We start from the raw sequence: 21,136 nt of genomic DNA on the forward strand, positions 1-21,136 counted from the left end.
AAAAATCACAAAAAAGGTACGCTTCTCTCTACTAAGATTCGCGTACCTTCTGCCCTATAAATCAATCAACTTCCAACAAACTCTCCAACTAATCCCTTCGCCTTCTCCAAAGCTTTCTCAATTTGCTCAAATCCTGTCCCGCCAGCACTGTTACGACGCTTTACAGCTGCATATGGTGAAAGAACTTCATACAAATCTTCTTCAAATAATGAGCTCATTTCTTTATATGTTGCAAGTGGTACATCTACTAAATAAATTCCTTTTTGTGTGCAGTGTAGCACTAGCTTCCCAACAATTTCATGAGCTTGACGGAATGGGAGTCCTTTGCTGGCCAAGTAGTCAGCAATTTCTGTTGCGTTAGAGAAATCTTGCGTCACAGCTTGCCCCATTTTTTCTTTGTTTACAGTCATCGTCTCTAGCATGCCTGCCATAATATGAAGGCAGCCTTCTACTGTTTTTACTGTATCAAACATTCCTTCTTTATCTTCTTGCAAGTCTTTATTGTAAGCGAGCGGTAATCCTTTCATGACTGTAAGTAAACTAAATAAATTACCATATACTCTGCCTGTTTTACCACGAATAAGTTCCGCCATATCCGGATTTTTCTTTTGTGGCATAATGCTGCTTCCCGTTGCGTATTGATCGCTCATTTCAATAAATTGAAACTCTTGGCTACTCCATAAAATAAGTTCTTCGCAGAAGCGTGATAAGTGCATCATGAGCATAGATGAGTTACTTAGGAACTCCAGTATGAAATCACGATCGCTTACTGCATCTAAACTATTTTCATAGAGTCCATTAAATCCAAGAAGCTCCGCACTATATTCTCGGTCAATCGGGAATGTTGTCCCAGCTAACGCTCCTGCTCCTAATGGTGAAATGTTAATGCGCTTTAATGAATCTTCATAACGATTCACATCACGCTCTAACATCCAAAAGTAAGCGAGAATATGATGAGCAAATGAAATTGGCTGCGCACGCTGCAAATGCGTATAACCAGGCATAATGGTTTCAATATTATTTTCTGCTTGATGAACAAGAACAGTTTGCAATTGTTTTGTAGCTTTTATAATATGTTCTACTTTTTCTTTCAAATATAAATGCATATCAGTCGCTACTTGATCATTACGGCTTCGTCCTGTATGAAGTTTCCCTCCTACTTCACCGATTTGTTCAATTAACATTTTTTCAATGTTTAAATGAATATCTTCTGCTTCTACTGAGAATTGAAGCTTATTCTCTTTTGCTTCTTTTAATAAATACTGAAGCCCTATCTTTATTTTCTCTGCTTCTTCTTTCGTAACGATACCTTGCTTTGCTAGCATCGTTACGTGCGCAATACTTCCCTTTATATCTTGATTTACTAATTGTTGATCGAAGGAGATGGATGCTCCAAACTCTTCAACCCACGCTTCCGCTTCTTCTGTAAAACGTCCGCCCCAAAGTTTGCTCACGCTTCCACCTTCTTTTGATTCACTTGGCTGTATACTTTCGTCGGTAAACCGAATAATGAAATGAATCCAACTGCTGCATCATGATTAAATTCGTCCTGAGCAGTATATGTTGCTAATTTTTCGTCATATAAAGAGTACTCAGATTTACGTCCTTCTACAATCGCATGGCCTTTAAATAATTTCACACGCACTGTACCTGTTACATTTTTTTGCGTTTCTTGTAAGAAAGCATGAAGCGCTTGTTTTAAAGGAGAGAACCATAAACCGTTATAAATAAGTTCTGTTATTTTCTGCTCAATCACCGGTTTAAAATGTGCTACTTCTTTTACGTGCGTTAAATCTTCCAGCTCTTTATGTGCTGTGATTAACGTCATTGCCGCTGGACATTCGTATACTTCACGCGATTTAATACCAACGAGGCGATTTTCTACGTGATCGATACGTCCAACGCCATGTTTTCCAGCAAGCGCATTTAACGTTTTAATTAATTCTGAAAGTGAATATGCAGTGCCATTTAAAGTAGTCGGTACACCTGCTTCAAAGCCGATTTCTACAAACTCTGGTTTATTCGGTGTATCTTCTAATGCCAATGTCATCTCATACGCATCTTCTGGCGGCGCTGCCCATGGATCTTCTAAAATACCACATTCGTTACTGCGTCCCCATAAGTTTTGATCGATTGAAAACGGGCTGTCTAAATTAATCGGAATGGGTACATCGTTTTCTTTTGCATATGCAATTTCTTCTTCACGTGACCATTTCCATTCACGTACAGGCGCAATCACTTCTAAGTAAGGATTTAACGCTTGAATAGAAACTTCAAAACGAACTTGATCATTCCCTTTCCCTGTACATCCGTGTGCAACTGCAGTCGCCCCTTCTTGTTCTGCAATTTCTACTAATTTCTTAGCGATAAGTGGACGAGATAATGCAGAAACGAGAGGGTATTTCCCTTCGTATAACGTGTGCGCTTGCATCGCCATCAATGCATATTCATTTGCAAATTCCTCTTGAACATCAATCATATATGATTTAATTGCACCTACTGAAAGTGCCTTTTCTTTTACGAATGCTAAGTCTTTACCTTCCCCTAAGTCTAAACAAAGCGCGATAATATCATAATTCTTCTCTTGTAACCATTTAATTGCAACGGAAGTATCAAGACCTCCAGAATATGCTAATACCACTTTTTTCTTCTCCATTTTGCATCCCCCTAAAGAATAAATATTCATTTTCTTTTATAATAATACACACTTTAACACCTTTCACAAAATGTATCAAGAGTCATTTTCAAATTTTTTCAAACAATTCCGTCGAGCTTCTTTCTGTTTTCATGTACAATATAAGCAGGAAAACGGGGGTGAACTTATGGAAAAATATTTCTTATACGATGATCATCTAGGAATTGAAATTCCGTATTTACAAGAAGATTGGGAAGATATCCCCGAAAAAATACAGCATGCTATTTTATTAAAGTGGGAACAAGTTCGAGGAAAGATTCCTGATCGTATAAAAGAACTCGAGCACTCTATTAATGCAAAACAGCATCATTTAAATAACGAAGAAAACTTCGAAATTTCTTGCAAACTTAATTCAGAAATTGCCGATCTCGCTTCCATCATTAATGACCTTTGGCTTTGGTATCGACTCACTCAAAATGTATCTGAGGGAAAAGCACACCAATGAAAAAAGCATGTCCCTCAATTACTTTGGGTCATGCTTTTTTGTCGTAACACGATTTACAATATATTTCTTGTGCTGTTTTCGCTAAACACACATCGAACGGTCCAACTAATATACTTCTTTCCTTTGGCAACTTTACAAAAGCAACGAGCTCTTCTTCATATTGAATCTTTTTCTGACATGAAACGCATACTAATTCTTTTCTTTTGAACATGTCTTTTAGCATATCTTCTCTCTCCCTTTCATCTATCTATATTGATATAATCTCATAACAATTAAGACTTGTAAAAAAATGACACATTCTGAAGCGAATTATTCATATACTATGTACAAAAGGAGGTCTCAATTTTATGCGAGCTTTCATTATTATCGCTTTAACTTTTTTAAGTGTGATTAGCTGGGATGCGTTTTTTAAAGATAAAGGTGACCAGAAAGATACAACTGAATAAACACCATCTCTTTCTTACTTATTGGACAAACATTAAAACACTGTCCAATTCTGCAAAATAACTTAGGCTTTTCTACAAAAATATTTAAACATAACAATTTTTGTAGATTTCCTCCGCTTATTGTCGGTTTCCATCCGCATACATTTTTTGAAAGTATGATATAATAATATAAATCTTGAAGGAAGGGATTTTGATATCATGATCGCTCGAAGGAGCATGTGGCATCGTATTGACGAATCATACACGTAGCGTATTTTTCAGCTCAGATACTTTAGTCTAGCGAAAAAAATACGAGAGTGGGGAAATTATGATTGCCCGAAGGATAATTTGGCAAAAAAAAGACTCTTCTTACACGTAGCGTTTTGTTTAGGACTTAATTGTTACTAGCTAAACAAAACAAAGAAGAGCAGGATTGCTAAATGAAGAATCCTACTCCACGTTTTGTTTAGTCGTTTTAAGACTTAAACTAAAACGAAGGTAGGGAGAATTGATGGACGAGAGGATTATTCGTTATTTCTTCAGCGACATATAGCGTAGTTAGTTTTTTTCGTAAACTAACTGAAGCTACATGTGAGCTCGTAGTTAGTTTACAACACAAAAAGGACTACTAACTACGGAAAGAAGGAATAACGATGAGGAACATCCAAAGTCGACAAATTATTAAAGAAATTTTTATGGTTTTAATCGGTTCATTTATTTTAGCAGCAGCGCTATATCACATTCACTTCCAAAACCACTTAACAGAAGGTGGATTTGTAGGAATTGCACTATTTATCCAAAATTTTTATGATATTTCACCATCTATTTCAACTGTAATTATGGATATCCCAATTATTTTATTATGTGCTTCATTTTTAGGTAAAAAAATGGTTGGTTATTCATTCCTAGGTTCGATTTCATTCGGAGTATTTTATTCTCTTATGGAAAATTATTCTCCATTTACGGTCGATTTATCAAATAATTTATTTATAGCTGCAGTAGTTGGCGGTGCGTTAGCTGGTATTGGACTCGGTTTTATATTGCGATTTGGCGGTGCAACCGGCGGAGACGACATTTTAACAATTGTATTAAGTAAACGAACTCGTTTTACAATTGGGCAAATTTTCTTCGTCTTTGACGCGATTGTTCTTGCGCTTTCATTATATTATTTAAATTGGACAGAAATTGCTTTTACTATTCTTTCAATTGCTGTACAGGCAAAAACATTGGATTTAATTTATTATCCAAAAGCAGAGAAAAAAGCAGAAAAGCAACCAGTATCTATTCCAATGTCCAAAAAGCATGCAACAAATTAAAAAAAGCGAAAGGCTTCGGCCTCTCGCTTTTTTTACGCTCTTTTTTCCTTCTCGACTATGTGGCGCACTTGATAAAATCTATTTGCAAATTCAGTAACATTTCTTGTTAAACGATAGTTCACTGTAGACCCGATTGCCATTCCAATTACCGGAATACCTTGGAATAATTTACGACGAAGAGCATAAATCGAAAATGTTTTCAAAATTTGTTTTAACACAACCTCAGTAGAAGCTGGTTGTAATACCGCTTCGTCTCCTTCATAGAAGAACGAATCTTCTTGCTCTAGCTCTTGCAGTAAATTGTACCATGCGTATTGCTGAAGCCTTCCTGGTAGTAATGACGCATGAAACACCTTTAACGCAAGCATCATTTCATAAGGCTTGTTCACATCATGTCCAAATGATGTTGCAATAAGTTGGACAGCCTTCACATTTAATGCAATCATAACCGGAAAATCAGCCGTTAATAATAATAAACCTCCAGCACCCGTTGCTCCGCCTTGTACGAATGAATATAGGCGATGTCGCGCTGTTTGCTGCTCTGCTATGTATGTTAACTGATCAATAGATAATGCTTTCAAATCTTCTAGTTGCTCAATTGATTCATCAAATAATCTCGACGTTCCTAAAATACGATTACGCGCGTCTAACTGTGATTGTGAACTTTGAATCAATGCATGCAAATGAAAGAGCCATCCATCTGCTTTCGTAAAGAAATCTTTTCGTTTTTTCTCAGGTAATTTCGCAATTGTCGTATGTACCCATTTATCAAAAATTTTTTGAAAATCAGTCGCTTCTTGCTCAACTAATTGCGATTCCCATTCTTTTATATTGTCTAAAATGGCTTGTTCTCGCTTCGATCGCATCGTAACAACCACCTCGTTCGATTTTTTTCTATTGTAACATATTTCTGCTTATTCTTTGCAAATATGCTTGTCTATCTTTATTCACATTCCATTTTTTAGTGACATAAAATATTAGCAAAAAGGATGAGATAAATCACATGAATCTATCCAATATAAAAAAAGAATATAATGCAGTATTCAGCTTAGGACAAAACTGCTGGCCTGCTTGGGCGTTATATCAATTCGAATTATCACCCTTTTTTGGTGTTATCGATTTTATGCTAAGCCCTTCATTAGAAAAAGTGAATGTATTATTACAAAATCGATTTGACCGTTTTCTACAGTTCGAAAACTTATCTTTCATCTCATTTTGGGATGATGGTGCGAAATTAAGACTCCGTGACAACCTATATGAAATCGAATCCTGCCACGACTTTAAAACAGATGTAAACACACCAACTTCTTGGCCTTCTTATACAGAAGTTAAGTAAAACTATGAGCATCGAATTCATCGTTTTCTAACTACAATTGAAACGGCAGAATCCATATTGTTTATTCGAACTGGAGGAACATACGAAGAAGCGCATTCTTTGGAACACATTTTATCTCAAATAGTTAAACATAAATTCTCTGTCCTATTACTACTTCCTGCAGATGTACCAAATGTTGCCCAAGAAGATTGGGGATTACAAAATATTTGCGTTATAAAATGCCCTATTATGGATGTATACCAGTACAATGAAGCATTTTGGAGTGACCTATTTGATGGACTCACGATTAGACCGCAGTCCTAAATACACGATACTTTTTATTACAAAACACATTATAATCATCCTTATACAAAAGAAATAAGGAGTAATTATATATGTATCCACGTGCAAAAGCTTTTGGCATTGCTATACATCACGGTAGACTTCTCGTACAAGAATATCATACAGGCGATGAAACATATTACCGACCTCTTGGCGGTTCAATTGAACTTGGTGAAAAATCAGCACATACCGTTATTCGCGAATTTCAAGAAGAGCTTCACACAGAAGTGGAAATCACCAATTATTTAGGCTGCTTAGAAAATATCTTTCATCTAGATGGAGAAATTGGTCATGAAATCATTCAGCTATATTCTTTACGCTTATTAGACATGTCACTATATGAAATGGAAATACTGAATATACAAGATGAACAAACACTGTCATATGCAAAATGGATTTCCCTCACTGCATTCATTCAAAAAGAGAAAGCACTATATCCAGATGGAATCTTGAAATATATCCAATAGAAAAAAGACGAAACCCTATAGGATCTCGTCTTTTTTTCATATAGTATATTAACCAATATCTCCAAGACGTAGTACGTCACGAGCGATCATAACTTCTTCGTCAGTTGGAATTACGATAATTTTTACTGGAGAGTGTGGGAAGCTGATGAATGCTTCTTCACCAAATACGTTATTACGTTTTACGTCGAAGTATACGCCCATGTACTCAAGGCCTTCTAATACACGCTCACGAATAATCGCACTGTTTTCACCTACACCAGCTGTAAAGATGATAGCGTCAACGCCTTTCATACGAGCTGTGTAAGAACCGATGTATTTGTGGATACGGCTTACGAATACATCAAGTGCTACTTTCGCACGGTGGTCGCCTTCTTCTTCTTTCGCAATGATGTCACGTAGGTCACTAGAGTAACCAGTAAGACCTAACATACCACTCTTCTTGTTTAATACGCTAACTACTTCTTCTACTGTTTGGCCTGTTTTTTCCATGATGTATGGAATTAAAGCAGGGTCAATGTTACCAGAACGTGTACCCATTGTTACACCAGCAAGTGGAGTGAAGCCCATAGAAGTATCGATAGATTTACCGCCTTCTACTGCTGCGATACTTGCACCATTACCTAAGTGACAAGAAAGTAAGCTTAAGCTTTCAAGTGGACGACCTAATAATTCAGCCGCACGCTCAGTTACGTATTTATGAGAAGTTCCGTGGAAACCGTATTTACGGATACCGAATTTTTCATAGTACTCATATGGTAGGCTGTATAAGAATGCAGATTCCGGCATTGTTTGGTGGAATGCTGTATCGAATACTGCTACTGCTGGTACGTTTGGTAATACTTCTTGGAATGCTTTAATACCAACAAGGTTTGCTGGGTTATGAAGTGGTGCTAAATCGCTTAACTCTTCGATATCAGCTAATACTTCATCAGTAATTAAAACAGAGTCAGCAAATTTTTCGCCGCCGTGAACAACACGGTGACCGATACCGCCAATCTCATCTAGAGACTTAACGATTCCGTTTTCAGTTAATTTTTTAAGAAGCATATTTACTGCTACTGCATGATCTGGAATATTTGTAATTTCTTTTTGTTTTTCGCCATCTACAGTAATAGTGAAGATACTATCTTCTAAACCGATACGTTCTACTAAACCTTTTGTTAATACTGTTTCACTTGGCATTTCAAATAATTGGAATTTTAAGGAAGAGCTTCCTGCGTTAATCGCGATGATTTTTGACATCTAGTCTTTCGCCCCTTTTTCTCTTGGTAGTTGTGTGGATATGTCCACAAACCGCTCGATTTTATCTGATCAAATTCACTAAATATGAAAACGTTTCATCATTAGTGAATTTTATACTCACGATTTTAATTTAAACATCGTCCGACATATATTTCAAGTGAAAAAATTGTAACACCAAGAAAAAATATATATTACAGATTTCAAAAAAATTCAGTTTAATCTAGTATATATTTAAAAATATGACATATCCTATAAAACTGTACTACATGAATTACTAATCCTGTTACATATACCTTGCCTTATTTGTGGGTTGCAAACCAAGTATTTAATTGATCCATAATGTTCTCCATCGCCTTCATGTTGGAGAATTTAGGTAACTCCACTAATAACGCCTGTTTTGGCATTGTTACACTAGGACCTTTCTTTTGGAGAACAAATATACTTTTTGCATTTTTCTCGTTTTTAAACATGGAAACAGGTAGCTGTAATAGCCCTTGAATAAAACATGTTTCTTTAATAAATGCATGTAATTTTGGTGCTTGATCACTTTCAAAAATGAAGTTTGGTACTAGGAAGAATAAGTACCCGCCTTCTTTCGTATGTTTCACACTTTGTTCAATAAATAGGTGATGGGCATACGACATTCCTTGATCTGCTTTTAACTTATATTCACTTGCACCGATTTCATTTGGATAGTAACCAATCGGTAAGTCTGAAACGACTGCATCAACCGGATCGATATAAAGTGGCGCTAGTCCATCTTGATGGAAGAATTCGATTGCATGCTTTTGTAAATTCGCATTTACTAAAGCAAGTTTAATTAACACTTCATCCACTTCTACACCAAATCCACTCATTGCTAGTCCTTCTTTGGCGCTATTAAATACTGTAGTCATTAAGTTACCTGTTCCAATTGCAGGATCTAAAACAGTAATTTCGTTTTGCCCTTGCATAAATTTATGGAATAAGTAGCTCATGAACATTCCAACTGCATCAGGCGTCATTTCGTGATTCGCTTGTACGCCTTCTTTCATTCCTTTTAAAATGGCTAACTGAAATGCTTTACGAATTTCTTCACCTTTATATGTTTCTTCATTAAACGTACTATATTCACGATTCAGCCTTTCAATTGCTGATTCGGATAATTCCTCTTGTAAAATTGCTCCTTCAAACAAGTTATCACCTGTTTCTACAAGCGCCTCTAAATATGTTACATCTAATTCTTTACGTAAAACTACCGCAGAAGAATCAAAAATAGAAAATAATGTTTCTACTGTCTGACTCACGTACATTCCTCCTTCTCTCTTTTACACATAACTTATATCATACCACAAAGTGTTTTTTTCCAAAAAGAAAAAGCGACCTCCTGCAAAGAGCTCCCCTTTAAGTTATATATGATATAACGTTTTTTCTCATATATTGGTACCATTACGCAGCAATACATGAGAAAAAACGACCTCTTTATAAGAGGTCATTTCTTCACATTATTTTGCCGCTTTAGCTGCTTCTAATGCTGCTTCATAGTTTGGATGGCTTGTACCTTCGCTTACGTATTCTGCGTAAACTACTTTGTCGTTGCTATCTACTACGAATACTGCACGAGCAAGTAAACGAAGCTCTTTCATTACTAAGCCGTAAGCTTCACCGAATGAAAGATCGCGGTGGTCAGAAAGTGTAACAACATTTTCTAAACCGTTTGCTGCACACCAGCGTTTTTGAGCGAATGGTAAGTCAGCGCTAATTGTTAACACTTTCGCGTTTTCAATACCTGCTGCATCTTGGTTAAAACGACGTGTTTGTGCATCACACACACCTGTATCGATTGAAGGTACAACACTAATTAATTTTACTTCGCCTTTGTATGTTTCTAAACTTACTGGAGATAAGTCATTTGCTAATACTTGGAATTCTGGCGCTTGATCGCCAACTTTAACTTCTGTTCCAACTAAAGTCATTGGGTTACCTTTAAAAGTTACGTTTGCCACTTGAAAATCCTCCCTTATTTAAACAAAATATGTACAATGTAAATGATAGTTTGTCCCTATCGATAATGCAAATAAAATCGCTTTATTTACAAAAAAATTAAAGAAGCTAATCCATTGATTAGCTTCTTTATTTGTTAAATTTGAAATTCAGGATCGTCTTCTTTTCGTTTATCCATCATTTCTTTCACTTTATCAACAGCTTGTGGTGCTAATTCAATTATTTTATCGATGACGTGTGTTTGCTTATCTAAATGCAACACTTTTACACCTTCTCCATTTATTACAAGAAAAGCAACAGGATTAATAGAAACTCCTCCACCACTTCCCCCGCCAAATGGATGACGGCCTGAATGTTCTACTTTACCAAATTCACTTCCACCAGCAGCGAATCCGAAACTAACTTTTGAAACGGTAAGAATTACACTTCCATCTGCCGCTTTAATCGGATCACCAACAATTGTATTTACATCAGTCATTTGTTTTAAATGCTGCATTGCGGTTGTCATTAAACCTTGAATTGGATGGTCCACTTTATATCCCCCCTATGCTTGAACTGATTTTTCATTCGTACCAGATCTTTGTCTTCTCATAAACGTGAGTAATTTGATACCCGTTTTTATAGCACGAAATATACGAAAAGATGCTGTTAACTCACATCTTGATGCAAATCCTTTCCCTTGAAAAACAGGGGTGATTTCAAATTCTGGTACGTCAACAATATGCATATATTGTCCTACAACTCCAGCAGCCATTCCTTTTGTCCCCCATGCATATCCAGTGACAATTCCAGTACTAGCTGCATCACCTGCTCCAATTTGGGTGTGCCATTTCCAACCATTGATTTTTACTCGTTTGAGAAAATCTTTAACGATAGTATGAACTTCTTGCAGCTTTTTTATCAGTTCCCCTATACTATCAAGTTGTGCCATAATTTTATTATCAATTCCGCCTTCTTCTTCAGCTTTTTCGATTTTCTCTCCTGTCTTTTTCTGCTGTTTTTCAATTCTTTCCAATACGTCAAACGTATATCGAATCATCCATATTTTCACTTGAAACAAACATTGCTTTTCCATTTCTGAATATAAAAATGTCACTTTAAGCTTTATTTTCGACAATAGTATAAGCAAAATAAAAAGGAGAAGAATTATTATTCCAATCACGAGCCACTTCATACGTATCATCCTTTCACTCCGTACCCATTATCGACAAGTTTATTCATCATTAAACAGAATCCTTTAAAATTGAATATAAAAATTTTTCTAAAAATAAAAAGGGATTTTGACATTTTATATCGAAATATATTATTTGAACATATCGTCGGGGAACATATTTGGATGATATGTAGCACGAAGAACAGAAAATTTAACTGCAGTGGAGGGATACATAATGGCAGATCGTCGCAATTTATTTTTCTTTTATGGTGATGACAAAGCAACGCTCGTTGAAAAAATGAAACCAATCTATCGTATTTTAGAAGAGAATGGTTTTACCATATTAGATCATTCAAAAAATGCAAACGCTATCGTCAGTGTTGGAGATGATGCAACTTTCTTACAAGCCGTTCGTCAAACTGGTTTTAGAGAAGATTGTTTATACGCAGGGATTTCTACGAAAGATGAAACTTCTTTCTACTGCGATTTCCATATTGATCACGTCGATACAGCCCTTCAAGAAATTACAAAAAATGAAATTGAAGTGCGAAAATATCCAACAATTCAGGTAGATGTAGATCACGGTACATCTTTCCATTGTTTAAATGAGTTCTCATTACGCTCTAGCATTATTAAAACATTCGTTGTAGATGTTCACGTTGATGATCTATATTTCGAAACATTTAGAGGGGACGGTTTAGTTGTTTCTACCCCAACAGGAAGTACAGCTTACAATAAATCATTACATGGTGCGGTTGTTGATCCGCTTATCCCATGCTTCCAAGTAAGCGAATTAGCATCTTTAAATAACAACACATACCGTACGCTCGGTTCACCATTCATTTTAAATCACGAGCGTACACTAACTTTAAAACTACGACCAGACGGTAACGATTATCCAGTTATCGGTATGGATAATGAAGCGCTTAGCATTAAACAAGTGGAAAAAGCTGTTGTACGCTTAAGCGATAAACAAATTAAAACAGTTAAATTAAAAAACAATTCCTTCTGGGAAAAAGTACAAAGAACATTTTTATAGCATTAAAATAACCGCCGAATTATGGGATCCCATAATTCGGCGGTTATTTATTTCTCTCGCTACCGACCACTATTCTTGTCATTTTTTATCGGTAATTCGATATATTTTCACACGTCTTTCCTATACACAATCTTCCCATCAATTACCGTCATTTCTGCTTGTACTTCTTTTATTTCTTCTGCCTCTACCTCAAATATATTTCGATCTACTATCGTAAAGTCCGCTTCATATCCCTTTGCGATTTTCCCTCGCTTCGCTTCTTTTCCGATTGCATAGGCACTTCCTGTTGTAAATAAAGAGATAGCTTCATATACCGTTAATCTTTCCTCTGGCATATAGCATACGCCGTCAATAAAACTTCTACGTGTAACAGCACTATATATGCCTAAAAACGGATTCACTTGTTCAATTGGCGCGTCAGACCCACCGTTGCAGTGTAATCCCGCTTCTAGTAACGTCTTCCAAGCATATGCATATCGAAGACGATGCTCGCCTAGTTTTTCAATGACTGATGGGAAGTCCGATGACACAAAGACGGGCTGAATATCGATAATAGCCGGCAAGTGTTGCATTCTCTCAATCAATTCTTCACGAGCTAACTGACAATGAATAATACGATCGCGAAAACCTTCTGCTGGTGGATATAATTCAAGTGCATCAATGACATATTCAAGCGATAAATCACCTATTGTATGAATCGCAACTGGCATATGTAAATCCCGTGCTTTTTTCACTAACTCCGCAAGCTCTTCACGTGAGAAGATTGCAACTCCATTTGTTTCCTGCGCATCTTCATACGGTTCACTTAATAAAGCTGTTCTTCCGCCAAAAGAGCCATCAGAAAAAATTTTCATCGCTCCAAATTCAATATAATGCTCATTTCCATATTCTTTTCGCTCATGTGCCACTTCATGGTGAACGAGCAAATGCGCTTTAAAGGGCATTTCTTTTATAACATGAGAAAACGCATTATGCGTTTTTCTAAAACCACCGTAATAATTTAAATCTTCCGTATGCCCACCGACGAGTCCGTATTGCCAGCAATCTTTAATCGCTGTTTGCAGAGCTCTTTGTAAGTAGGCTTCATCAATTTCAGGCTGAACATGTTTTATTAGTTCTTGTCCTTGTTCATATAAAAGCCCTGTTAAATTATTCAATGCGTCCCGGCCGACTTTTCCTCCTTTCGGGTCTTGCGTCGTCTCTGTTATGTTCGCTTCTTGCAATATGTATGAATTCACCCATGTAACGTGGCGACAAACGCGCTTTAATAAAATGGGGTGTTCTTTAGAGATTTCATCTAAATCACGTACATGAACTTGTTTTGTATCTGTAAAATTATTTTCATTCCAGCCTTCTCCAATAACCCAAGAACCTTTTGGCGCTTCTTCTACTCGCTTCTGAACAAGAGTCAACACATCGCTATAAGATGTACAATTTGATAAGTCTAGACGGAGTAACCTCTCCCCGTGCCCAATAAGATGCATATGACTATCAACGAGACCTGGGATCATCGTTTTGCCTTTTAAGTCATACAACTTCACGTCTGAATATCGACTTTCTAGCTCTTCCTTACTCCCAGCATCAACAATCATGCCCTTTTCAACATAAATAGCTTCTACTTTTTCATTCTCTTCTCGCATCGTGTAAGTGGTGCCGCCATACCAAATTTCTCCCATATGCTCATCCCCCTTTTCCCTTTAGTCTACGAAATTAGAGCGTATAAAAAAAGCACCATTTCGATTAAAAATGGTGCTTTTCTAAAAATTACTTTTGTTCAGTAGGGTTCGTTGTGATTTGCCATTCAATGCTAAATTTATCTTTAAGTTGTCCGTATGCTGGGCTCCAGAACGTTTCTTGAAGTGGCATAATAACTTCTCCACCCTCTTGTAACTTTTCGAATACTTCTTTCGCTTTTTCTGCATTACTAATTTGAATTGCAATTGTTACTTGAGATCCGATTGCATGCCCTTGACCTGGGAATGTATCAGAAATCATAAGGTCCGTATTACCAACTTTTAAAGTAGCATGTAAAACGCGCTCTTTTGCTTCAGCTGGAATCGGGTATTCTGGATTTTCAGGCATGTCACCAAAAGTTTGCATGATTTCTACTTTTGCGTCTAACGCCTCTTTATAAAACTGTACAGCCTCTTGCCCACTACCATCTAAAACTAAGTACGGATTAATACCTAAAATCATACGGACACCTCTTTTTTAAGTTTATAAAAAACGAACTTGTGTTCGTTTTTATATTATCATTGTTTGGCATTTCATTCAACTATTTCCTTCACTGTTTTCAAAATTATTTTGACGGAATCTCCATCTCTTGTTTTCTAAGTTCAATACGGCGAATTTTTCCGGAAATCGTTTTCGGTAGTTCATCTACAAATTCAATTTTGCGAGGGTATTTATATGGTGCAGTGAGTTCTTTGACGTGTTGTTGGAGTACTGGAATTAATGTTTCTTCATTCTTGTCTATATTCTCTCTTAATACGATAAATGCCTTCACGACACTTCCGCGAATTTCATCAGGGCTTGCGACAACCGCACACTCTCTTACGTAAGGGTGTTTTACAAGCGCATCTTCTACTTCAAACGGCCCAATTGTATAACCAGAGCTAATAATAATATCATCACCGCGCCCTTCAAACCAGAAATAGCCGTCTTCATCTTTCTTCGCTTTATCACCGGTAATATAATAATCACCGCGGAATTGCATCGCTGTGCGCTCATCGTCTTTATAATATTGTTTAAAGAGGGCTGGCGTTTCAATGTGAACTGCGATATCACCAACTTCTCCTACCTGTACCGGAATACCTTCTTCATCTACAATATCAACGTGGTTGCCTGGCGTTGGTTTTCCCATTGATCCCGGTCTAATATCCATCCCTTTCATTACACCAACAAGCAATGTATTTTCCGTTTGCCCGTAGCCGTCTCTTACTGTAATATTAAAGTGCTTTTGGAACGTTTCAATGACTTCTCTATTTAATGGCTCACCTGCGGATACAGCGCTATGTAACGCTTCTAAATTGTACTCACTTAAGTCTTCTACTTTTGCCATTAATCTATACTCAGTCGGCGTACAACAAAGCACATTCACCTTATTATCACCTAATAAGTTTAAATACGTTTTTGGTTCAAATTTACCGTTGTATACAAATCCTGTCGCTCCTGATCCGAGAGTTGCTAAAAACGGGCTCCAAATCCACTTTTGCCAACCTGGACTAGCCGTCGCCCATACAACATCATCCTCTTCAATTCCGAGCCAATTTGGAGCGCTCGTGCGCAAATGAGCGTATGCCCACGCATGCGTATGAACAACACCTTTTGGGTTTCCTGTCGTTCCTGACGTGTAAGATAAAAAGACCATATCTTCTTTATCAGTCTTCGCCATTTCTAACATGTCACTTTCTGTTTCTAACGCTGTTTTTAAATTAATCCATCCATCTACTGACTGCTCGCTCAGAACGAATTTTTGAAGAGATTCCATCGCTTCTATATCATCAAACTGCCCAATGTACGGCTCATAACTTACGATTGCTTTTACTTCCCCGTGCCCAATGCGATATTCTATATCCTTTTTGCGCAACATTTCCGAACTCGGAATTACGACAAATCCTGCTTTAATCGCAGCGATATACGTCATGTACGCTTCAATTAAGCGCGGCATCATAATGAGGAGCTTGTCCCCTTTTTGCAGACCACTCTTTATAAAAGCGTTTCCAATTTTATTCGCACCTTTCATAAGCTCAGCGTATGTAACTTCTCGTCTATTCCCTTTATCATCTTGCCAAATTAAAGCAAGCTTATCTTTATCACCTGTATATTTCTCTATTTCAGAAACTAAATTATAAGACGGTGGCGCCAACAATTCCTCTCTCTTCATACAATATCCTCCTCCATTTCTATGCCTCCCTTATATAATAAAGAATTTTCAGTTAATTTTGAACCCTCTTCTTTTGACAAATTTTTTATGTCTATGTCGAAATGAATGTATACCGATGCAAACAACAAAAAGAAAGAGCGGGAAAACCCGCTCTTTCTAAGCCATCTTATATGGGATTATTTTTGGTAACCACCTAATTGTTGCTCAGCTAGTGAAACTAGACGTTTAGTGATTTCACCACCAACAGAACCGTTAGCGCGAGCTGTTGCATCTGCTCCAAGTTGAACACCAAACTCTTGAGCGATTTCGTATTTCATTTGGTCTAATGCTGATTCAGCACCAGGAACCGCTAATTTATTTGTGCTACGTGACATGTTATATCACCTCCTTGTGAGTATAGAGTGTGATAAATAACATGACTTCATACACGTTTTAGATATGGTAATTTATGGTTTTAGAAAAGTTCTTCGAATTTGTCTTCTTCCGCCACTACTTCTACCGTTTGTAATACCATTGTTTCTTTGTTCGCTACAGCTTCATCGATTAATGGTGTGAAATCGTATTTCGCTTCAAAACGATTCGCTTTTTCACGCTTTGGCTTCGTCGATGGGCTTGCTGGTGTGAATACTGTACAGCAATCTTCGTACGGACGAATTGAAATATCATATGTGCCGATTTCTTCAGCGATTTTAATAATTTCTAATTTATCCATCGTAATAAGTGGACGAATAACCGGATAGTTTGTTACCTCGTTGATTGTATGCATACTATCTAACGTTTGGCTTGCTACTTGTCCAAGACTTTCACCAGTCGTAATTGCAAGTGCATTACGCTCCTCTGCGATACGCTCTGTAATACGCATCATCATACGGCGCATAACTGTCATTGAATAGCTAGATGGAATTTCTTTATTAATCGTTTTTTGCACTTCTGTAAATGGAACAAGGTGAAGCGTTACACGTTTACAGTACTTCGTTAACTCTTGTGCTAAATCGATTACTTTTTGTTTTGCACGCTCGCTTGTGAAAGGTGGGCTATGGAAATGAACTGCTTCCACAGACACGCCGCGTTTCATCGTTAAGTACGTTGCTACTGGGCTATCGATACCACCAGAAAGAAGTACCATTACTTTTCCGCCAACACCAACTGGTAAACCACCAGCTCCCATATGCTCACCACACATAATATAGCTGTAACCACTGCGAATTTCTATACGTACATTCACATCTGGATTATGAACATCTACTGTGATATCCTCTGTATTTTCTAAAATGTGTCTACCGATTTCTGGAAGTAACTCCATCGTCTTCATTGGGAAGCGCTTATCAGAACGGTGCACTGTAATTTTAAAAGTTTTCACATCATCTTTTACTTGTAAGAAAGCTGCTAATGCACCCTTTTTAATATCTTCTAATTCTGATGGTACTTTCATCGCTAAGTTAAACTTATGAATACCGAATACATCTTTCAATCTTTCAGAAATTGCTTCATGGTCTTCGCCATTTAATTGAATGTACATACGGTCATGCGTTGCATCGATTTTAATATTTGGGAACTTTTTCAGCTTGAACTTTACGTTATCTTTCAATGTGCTTACAAATTTAGAGCGGTTCTTACCTTTAGTCGTCATCTCTCCATAACGAACTAAAATATATTCATATGTCATCATATTCCTTTACCTCATCACTTCATATAATTTTGGCATCGTCTCTTTCACAATACCTTCAAATTGTTTTACTTCTTCCATCGTGTTTTCTGGTGCCAAACTAATACGAATAGCACTTGCAGCAGCGGCATGGGGTACTCCCATTGACACTAACACTCTGCTCACTTCATTTGCTTTTGAAGAACAAGCAGACTTCGTCGATACATATACACCGTGCTCTTCTAAAGCATGAACGACCACTTCTGGTTTTAAACCAACAAATGACACATTTAAAATGTGCGGTGCTGCATATGCAAGCGACGTATTAATCGTTACATCTTCCATCTCTTTCAAGAAACGGACAAGCTCTGTTTGTAAATTTTGCAAATGAGCTATCTTTTCTTTCACTTGTTCCATTGTCATGCGAAGTGCTTTCACCATCGCTACAATGCCAGGTAAGTTTTCTGTACCAGAGCGATACTTAAGCTCTTGTTGACCACCTGATAAAATTGGATCTAATCTTACGCCATCACGTACATAAAGAAGACCCGTTCCTTTTACACTGTGGAATTTATGTCCAGATATTGAGCAAAGATCAATATGAGAAGCATATAAATCAAGCGGTACTTTTCCTATCCCTTGTACATGGTCCACATGGAATCTTATTTTCGGATAGTTCGATAATAACGTTCCAATTTCAGCAACAGGCTGAATTGCTCCAGTCTCGTTGTTCACGTGAATAATTGACACAAGAATCGTATCTTCACGAAGTGCTCGTTTTACATCCTCTACCGATACAACACCATGCTCATTAACCGGTAAATATGTTACATCAAAACCGAGATCTTCTAATTGTTTATATGCTTCAAACACAGACGCGTGTTCAATATTTGTTGTAATAATATGTTTACCGCGCGAACGATTCCTCATCGCTATTCCTTTAATCGCAAGGTTATTCCCTTCCGTTCCACCTGATGTGAAAATAATCTCAGAAGGTTTAACGTGAAGAAGCTGCGCTGCAATCGTTCTTGATTGTGTTAATAGACGCTCTGCCTCTCCTCCAAGCGAATGAATAGAAGAAGGGTTTCCAAAATATTTTCCAGCAACCGTTACGTACGATTGAAGGACTTCTGGATATGGCTTCGTCGTCGCACTATTATCAAAATAGATCATCGTTCTTCCCCTTTCAGCGCTATCACATCATATAATCATATCACAAATACGTGTAATTACGCTAAGACTACTCAAAGGTTCCATTTTATCCCGATTGTGAAGGCCGATAATTAGCGAGGATGACCCTACTGACTACAGTTTCACTATATTTTAAAACGAATAACCTTACTGTATTCCGCTATTCATTATAGCAACATCGTCCCCAAAATTACACAAAAAAACAAACCCTTATGAAAGGGTTTGTTCATTGTCTACATATTCAGCTATTTTTTGAACAACGCCAGGTTCAAGTTGCTCTAGTACAGAAGCCGCTTGTTCTAAAGCTGCATCGTATTGATATTCACGGAATAATTTCTCCGCATAATTTAAGCTCTCTGCAAGGTTCTCATCATGACTGCGGTAACGATTACCGTATTGAATTAATTTTTCAACTAAATACGCTTGTCCAATTAACTCTTCTGTCATTTCAGCTACACCATTAACAGTTGTGTACGCTTCTTCTAAACTGCTATTTACAGCATTCATATTTAACGGTTTCACTTCTAACTGTTCATATACAGCTTGCATTGCCATTTGTCCTCTTTGTAAATCTTCCATAATGCTTTCTGGAAGACCTGGCAAATTCGACTTTTGCATAAAACGTTTCGTTTCAAAAATGATATTTCGCATTTCTTGTAACTTCTCACGTGCTTCAAATTCTTCTTTACGCATCGTTTGCAGCATTTCTTTATATTCTGCATGAAGTACTTTTAACGTTTCACATTGCTCATAAACCTCTTCTAGTTCCTCACGAATAATAGAGAAGGCTATATCTTGTTCCGCAACTCGTAATCGCAGCATTTCAAAACGTTTCGTTAAAATATGCATTTGCTTTTCAATTACTTTTTGAGACTCAATGTCCTTATCTTGTAGCTGATAACTTTGTTTCACAAGTTGTGTTTCTGCTTTTGTTTCAATCGTTTCAGTACGAATTTCTTCTAAGTCTTCATAAACAGAAAGTGTTTTTTGCTCCACATAATGTCTCGCATGTACTTCTTGTTCCAGTTGATCATAGAAGCCATCTAAACGCGTTTTTAAGTTTTCTACTTTTTCAGCGGCTTCTGTTATATGAAGCTCCTGTATATCCATTAAACATGTGTGTAGTTGTGTCGTCATATCACGAACTTCTTTAGGGACTTCCAAATACTCTAATACATAACCTTGTCTTACCATATCATTATGTCCTTGTAATAAATCTTCCAGCTGAACTGGTAACGTCGCTTGACACTCTACCAATAAATCCGGAATTTTATGAATAATGATTTCTAAGCTTGCCAAACCTTCTTCTAAACTAATAACAATTTCTCTCGCTTTTAAATAGTCACCATTATCTGTTGCCTCTTCAAAGCTTTTAAACTTATTAGATTCAGCATCTAGCATCTCTTCGATTTTCTGCTCTGCTGCTCCATACATATGTCTATGAGCAAGAACACTCTTCTTCATACTACGATATGTATCACGTAACTCTTCAATTTCCGAGCTATTTTTTTCATGGCTTTCTAACAATTGCTGTAATTCATTTAAAATATCTGTAATACGATTATCAGCGTCATCTAAACCACTTATGGATTCATTCATCGCATGCTTTGCTTTTCGGAAGGAGAATTGCGAGGCGAATTTTCGCGCTTGCGCTAAATCTTTGTCTGCTTTCGGAAGGGTTGTTGATACAATCTCATCCCATTCTTCACGCCATTTACCAAACAGTTCTTCTGTTTGACCCGTCATGTTTAAATCTTTCACCCGTTTTAGTTCATCTGCCACAGGTTTATCTTTTATCTCTTGTTTCCACTGCTCCAGTGCTTCAATATCTTTATATGAACGATTTCTTATCACAAGCTCTATCATGAGCAGCACTAGAATAGAGCTTACTACAATGATAACGATCGTCAGGATAGAATCCATGCAAAAAAGCCTCCTAGTTATATCTCTTTTTTTGTCCGTTCCGTTTATGAAATGGAAGGCATTATGTAT

20 protein-coding genes and 1 pseudogene are annotated in these 21,136 nt (G+C 37.1%); 5 read left to right on the plus strand and 16 right to left on the minus strand.

The genetic code is table 11. The annotated features are described in order from the left end of the window. Positions 1 to 65: 65 nt before the first annotated feature. Positions 66 to 1,454 carry an argininosuccinate lyase gene (gene argH / locus AC1DMU_RS23490; protein ID WP_087985402.1) on the minus strand — a complete coding sequence of 463 codons (1,389 nt, stop codon included), beginning with the start codon at positions 1,452 to 1,454 and terminating at the stop codon, positions 66 to 68. Next, positions 1,451 to 2,656 (minus strand): argininosuccinate synthase, encoded by a 1,206-nt coding sequence (locus AC1DMU_RS23495; RefSeq protein WP_000412317.1) that lies wholly within the window; start codon positions 2,654 to 2,656, stop codon positions 1,451 to 1,453. The genes argH and AC1DMU_RS23495 overlap by 4 nt, the downstream gene beginning before the upstream one ends. Positions 2,657 to 2,822: 166 nt before the next feature. Between AC1DMU_RS23495 and AC1DMU_RS23500 the strand changes: the two genes are divergently transcribed. Beyond that, positions 2,823 to 3,140, plus strand: coding sequence for a radical SAM protein (locus AC1DMU_RS23500; RefSeq protein ID WP_088064564.1), 318 nt, complete (start codon positions 2,823 to 2,825; stop codon positions 3,138 to 3,140). A 28-nt stretch (positions 3,141 to 3,168) separates the two neighbouring features. Here AC1DMU_RS23500 and AC1DMU_RS23505 read toward each other — a convergent pair whose 3' ends face one another. Next, positions 3,169 to 3,363, minus strand: a complete 195-nt coding sequence (locus AC1DMU_RS23505) for a hypothetical protein (RefSeq protein ID WP_000910293.1) — start codon at positions 3,361 to 3,363, stop codon at positions 3,169 to 3,171. A gap of 855 nt (positions 3,364 to 4,218) precedes the next feature. Between AC1DMU_RS23505 and AC1DMU_RS23510 the strand changes: the two genes are divergently transcribed. Then, complete coding sequence (locus AC1DMU_RS23510) at positions 4,219 to 4,881, plus strand: YitT family protein (protein ID WP_048544413.1); 663 nt, start codon at positions 4,219 to 4,221, stop codon at positions 4,879 to 4,881. 32 nt (positions 4,882 to 4,913) lie between these two features. Here AC1DMU_RS23510 and AC1DMU_RS23515 read toward each other — a convergent pair whose 3' ends face one another. Next, a complete protein-coding gene (locus AC1DMU_RS23515; RefSeq protein ID WP_001256865.1) occupies positions 4,914 to 5,747 on the minus strand; it encodes an EcsC family protein in 834 nt (277 codons plus the stop codon). Between the two features lie 137 nt (positions 5,748 to 5,884). Between AC1DMU_RS23515 and AC1DMU_RS23520 the strand changes: the two are divergent. Both AC1DMU_RS23520 and AC1DMU_RS23525 read left to right on the plus strand, forming a co-directional pair. After that, positions 5,885 to 6,520: pseudogene (locus AC1DMU_RS23520) on the plus strand (DUF1796 family putative cysteine peptidase). A gap of 71 nt (positions 6,521 to 6,591) precedes the next feature. Further along, positions 6,592 to 7,005: an NUDIX hydrolase gene (locus tag AC1DMU_RS23525; RefSeq protein WP_087985406.1), complete on the plus strand. Its 414-nt coding sequence runs from the start codon at positions 6,592 to 6,594 to the stop codon at positions 7,003 to 7,005. 48 nt (positions 7,006 to 7,053) lie between these two features. Here AC1DMU_RS23525 and ackA read toward each other — a convergent pair whose 3' ends face one another. From ackA to AC1DMU_RS23550, 5 genes are all read right to left on the minus strand, one after another. Beyond that, complete coding sequence (ackA, locus tag AC1DMU_RS23530; RefSeq protein WP_000034571.1) at positions 7,054 to 8,247, minus strand: acetate kinase; 1,194 nt, start codon at positions 8,245 to 8,247, stop codon at positions 7,054 to 7,056. Between the two features lie 299 nt (positions 8,248 to 8,546). Continuing rightward, complete coding sequence (locus AC1DMU_RS23535; protein WP_141542729.1) at positions 8,547 to 9,533, minus strand: class I SAM-dependent methyltransferase; 987 nt, start codon at positions 9,531 to 9,533, stop codon at positions 8,547 to 8,549. A 198-nt stretch (positions 9,534 to 9,731) separates the two neighbouring features. Further along, positions 9,732 to 10,232: a thiol peroxidase gene (tpx, locus tag AC1DMU_RS23540; RefSeq protein ID WP_046956210.1), complete on the minus strand. Its 501-nt coding sequence runs from the start codon at positions 10,230 to 10,232 to the stop codon at positions 9,732 to 9,734. A gap of 134 nt (positions 10,233 to 10,366) precedes the next feature. Next, positions 10,367 to 10,762 (minus strand): GerW family sporulation protein, encoded by a 396-nt coding sequence (gene ytfJ, locus AC1DMU_RS23545; protein WP_000350005.1) that lies wholly within the window; start codon positions 10,760 to 10,762, stop codon positions 10,367 to 10,369. 12 nt (positions 10,763 to 10,774) lie between these two features. Beyond that, positions 10,775 to 11,413 carry a DUF2953 domain-containing protein gene (locus AC1DMU_RS23550; protein WP_088064566.1) on the minus strand — a complete coding sequence of 213 codons (639 nt, stop codon included), beginning with the start codon at positions 11,411 to 11,413 and terminating at the stop codon, positions 10,775 to 10,777. Between the two features lie 205 nt (positions 11,414 to 11,618). Here AC1DMU_RS23550 and AC1DMU_RS23555 point away from each other — a divergent pair, with 205 nt between their 5' ends. Further along, complete coding sequence (locus AC1DMU_RS23555; RefSeq protein ID WP_048544426.1) at positions 11,619 to 12,422, plus strand: NAD kinase; 804 nt, start codon at positions 11,619 to 11,621, stop codon at positions 12,420 to 12,422. 107 nt (positions 12,423 to 12,529) lie between these two features. Here AC1DMU_RS23555 and AC1DMU_RS23560 read toward each other — a convergent pair whose 3' ends face one another. From AC1DMU_RS23560 to ezrA, 7 genes are all read right to left on the minus strand, one after another. Further along, complete coding sequence (locus tag AC1DMU_RS23560; protein WP_088064567.1) at positions 12,530 to 14,098, minus strand: amidohydrolase; 1,569 nt, start codon at positions 14,096 to 14,098, stop codon at positions 12,530 to 12,532. 88 nt (positions 14,099 to 14,186) lie between these two features. Next, positions 14,187 to 14,618, minus strand: coding sequence for a VOC family protein (locus tag AC1DMU_RS23565; protein WP_048544430.1), 432 nt, complete (start codon positions 14,616 to 14,618; stop codon positions 14,187 to 14,189). A 103-nt stretch (positions 14,619 to 14,721) separates the two neighbouring features. Then, positions 14,722 to 16,308, minus strand: coding sequence for an acyl-CoA synthetase MbcS (gene mbcS / locus AC1DMU_RS23570; RefSeq protein WP_087985410.1), 1,587 nt, complete (start codon positions 16,306 to 16,308; stop codon positions 14,722 to 14,724). A gap of 176 nt (positions 16,309 to 16,484) precedes the next feature. Further along, a complete protein-coding gene (locus AC1DMU_RS23575; RefSeq protein ID WP_000091640.1) occupies positions 16,485 to 16,682 on the minus strand; it encodes an alpha/beta-type small acid-soluble spore protein in 198 nt (65 codons plus the stop codon). An 80-nt stretch (positions 16,683 to 16,762) separates the two neighbouring features. After that, a complete protein-coding gene (gene thiI / locus AC1DMU_RS23580; RefSeq protein ID WP_088064568.1) occupies positions 16,763 to 17,977 on the minus strand; it encodes a tRNA uracil 4-sulfurtransferase ThiI in 1,215 nt (404 codons plus the stop codon). Positions 17,978 to 17,983: 6 nt separating this feature from the next. Continuing rightward, entirely contained in the window at positions 17,984 to 19,126 is a 1,143-nt protein-coding gene (locus tag AC1DMU_RS23585) for a cysteine desulfurase family protein (protein ID WP_088064569.1), read from the minus strand. Positions 19,127 to 19,354: 228 nt separating this feature from the next. Beyond that, positions 19,355 to 21,067 carry a septation ring formation regulator EzrA gene (gene ezrA, locus AC1DMU_RS23590; RefSeq protein WP_088064570.1) on the minus strand — a complete coding sequence of 571 codons (1,713 nt, stop codon included), beginning with the start codon at positions 21,065 to 21,067 and terminating at the stop codon, positions 19,355 to 19,357. Between the last annotated feature and the right edge of the window lie 69 nt (positions 21,068 to 21,136).

This window comes from Bacillus sp. 01N45, from assembly GCF_056399205.1.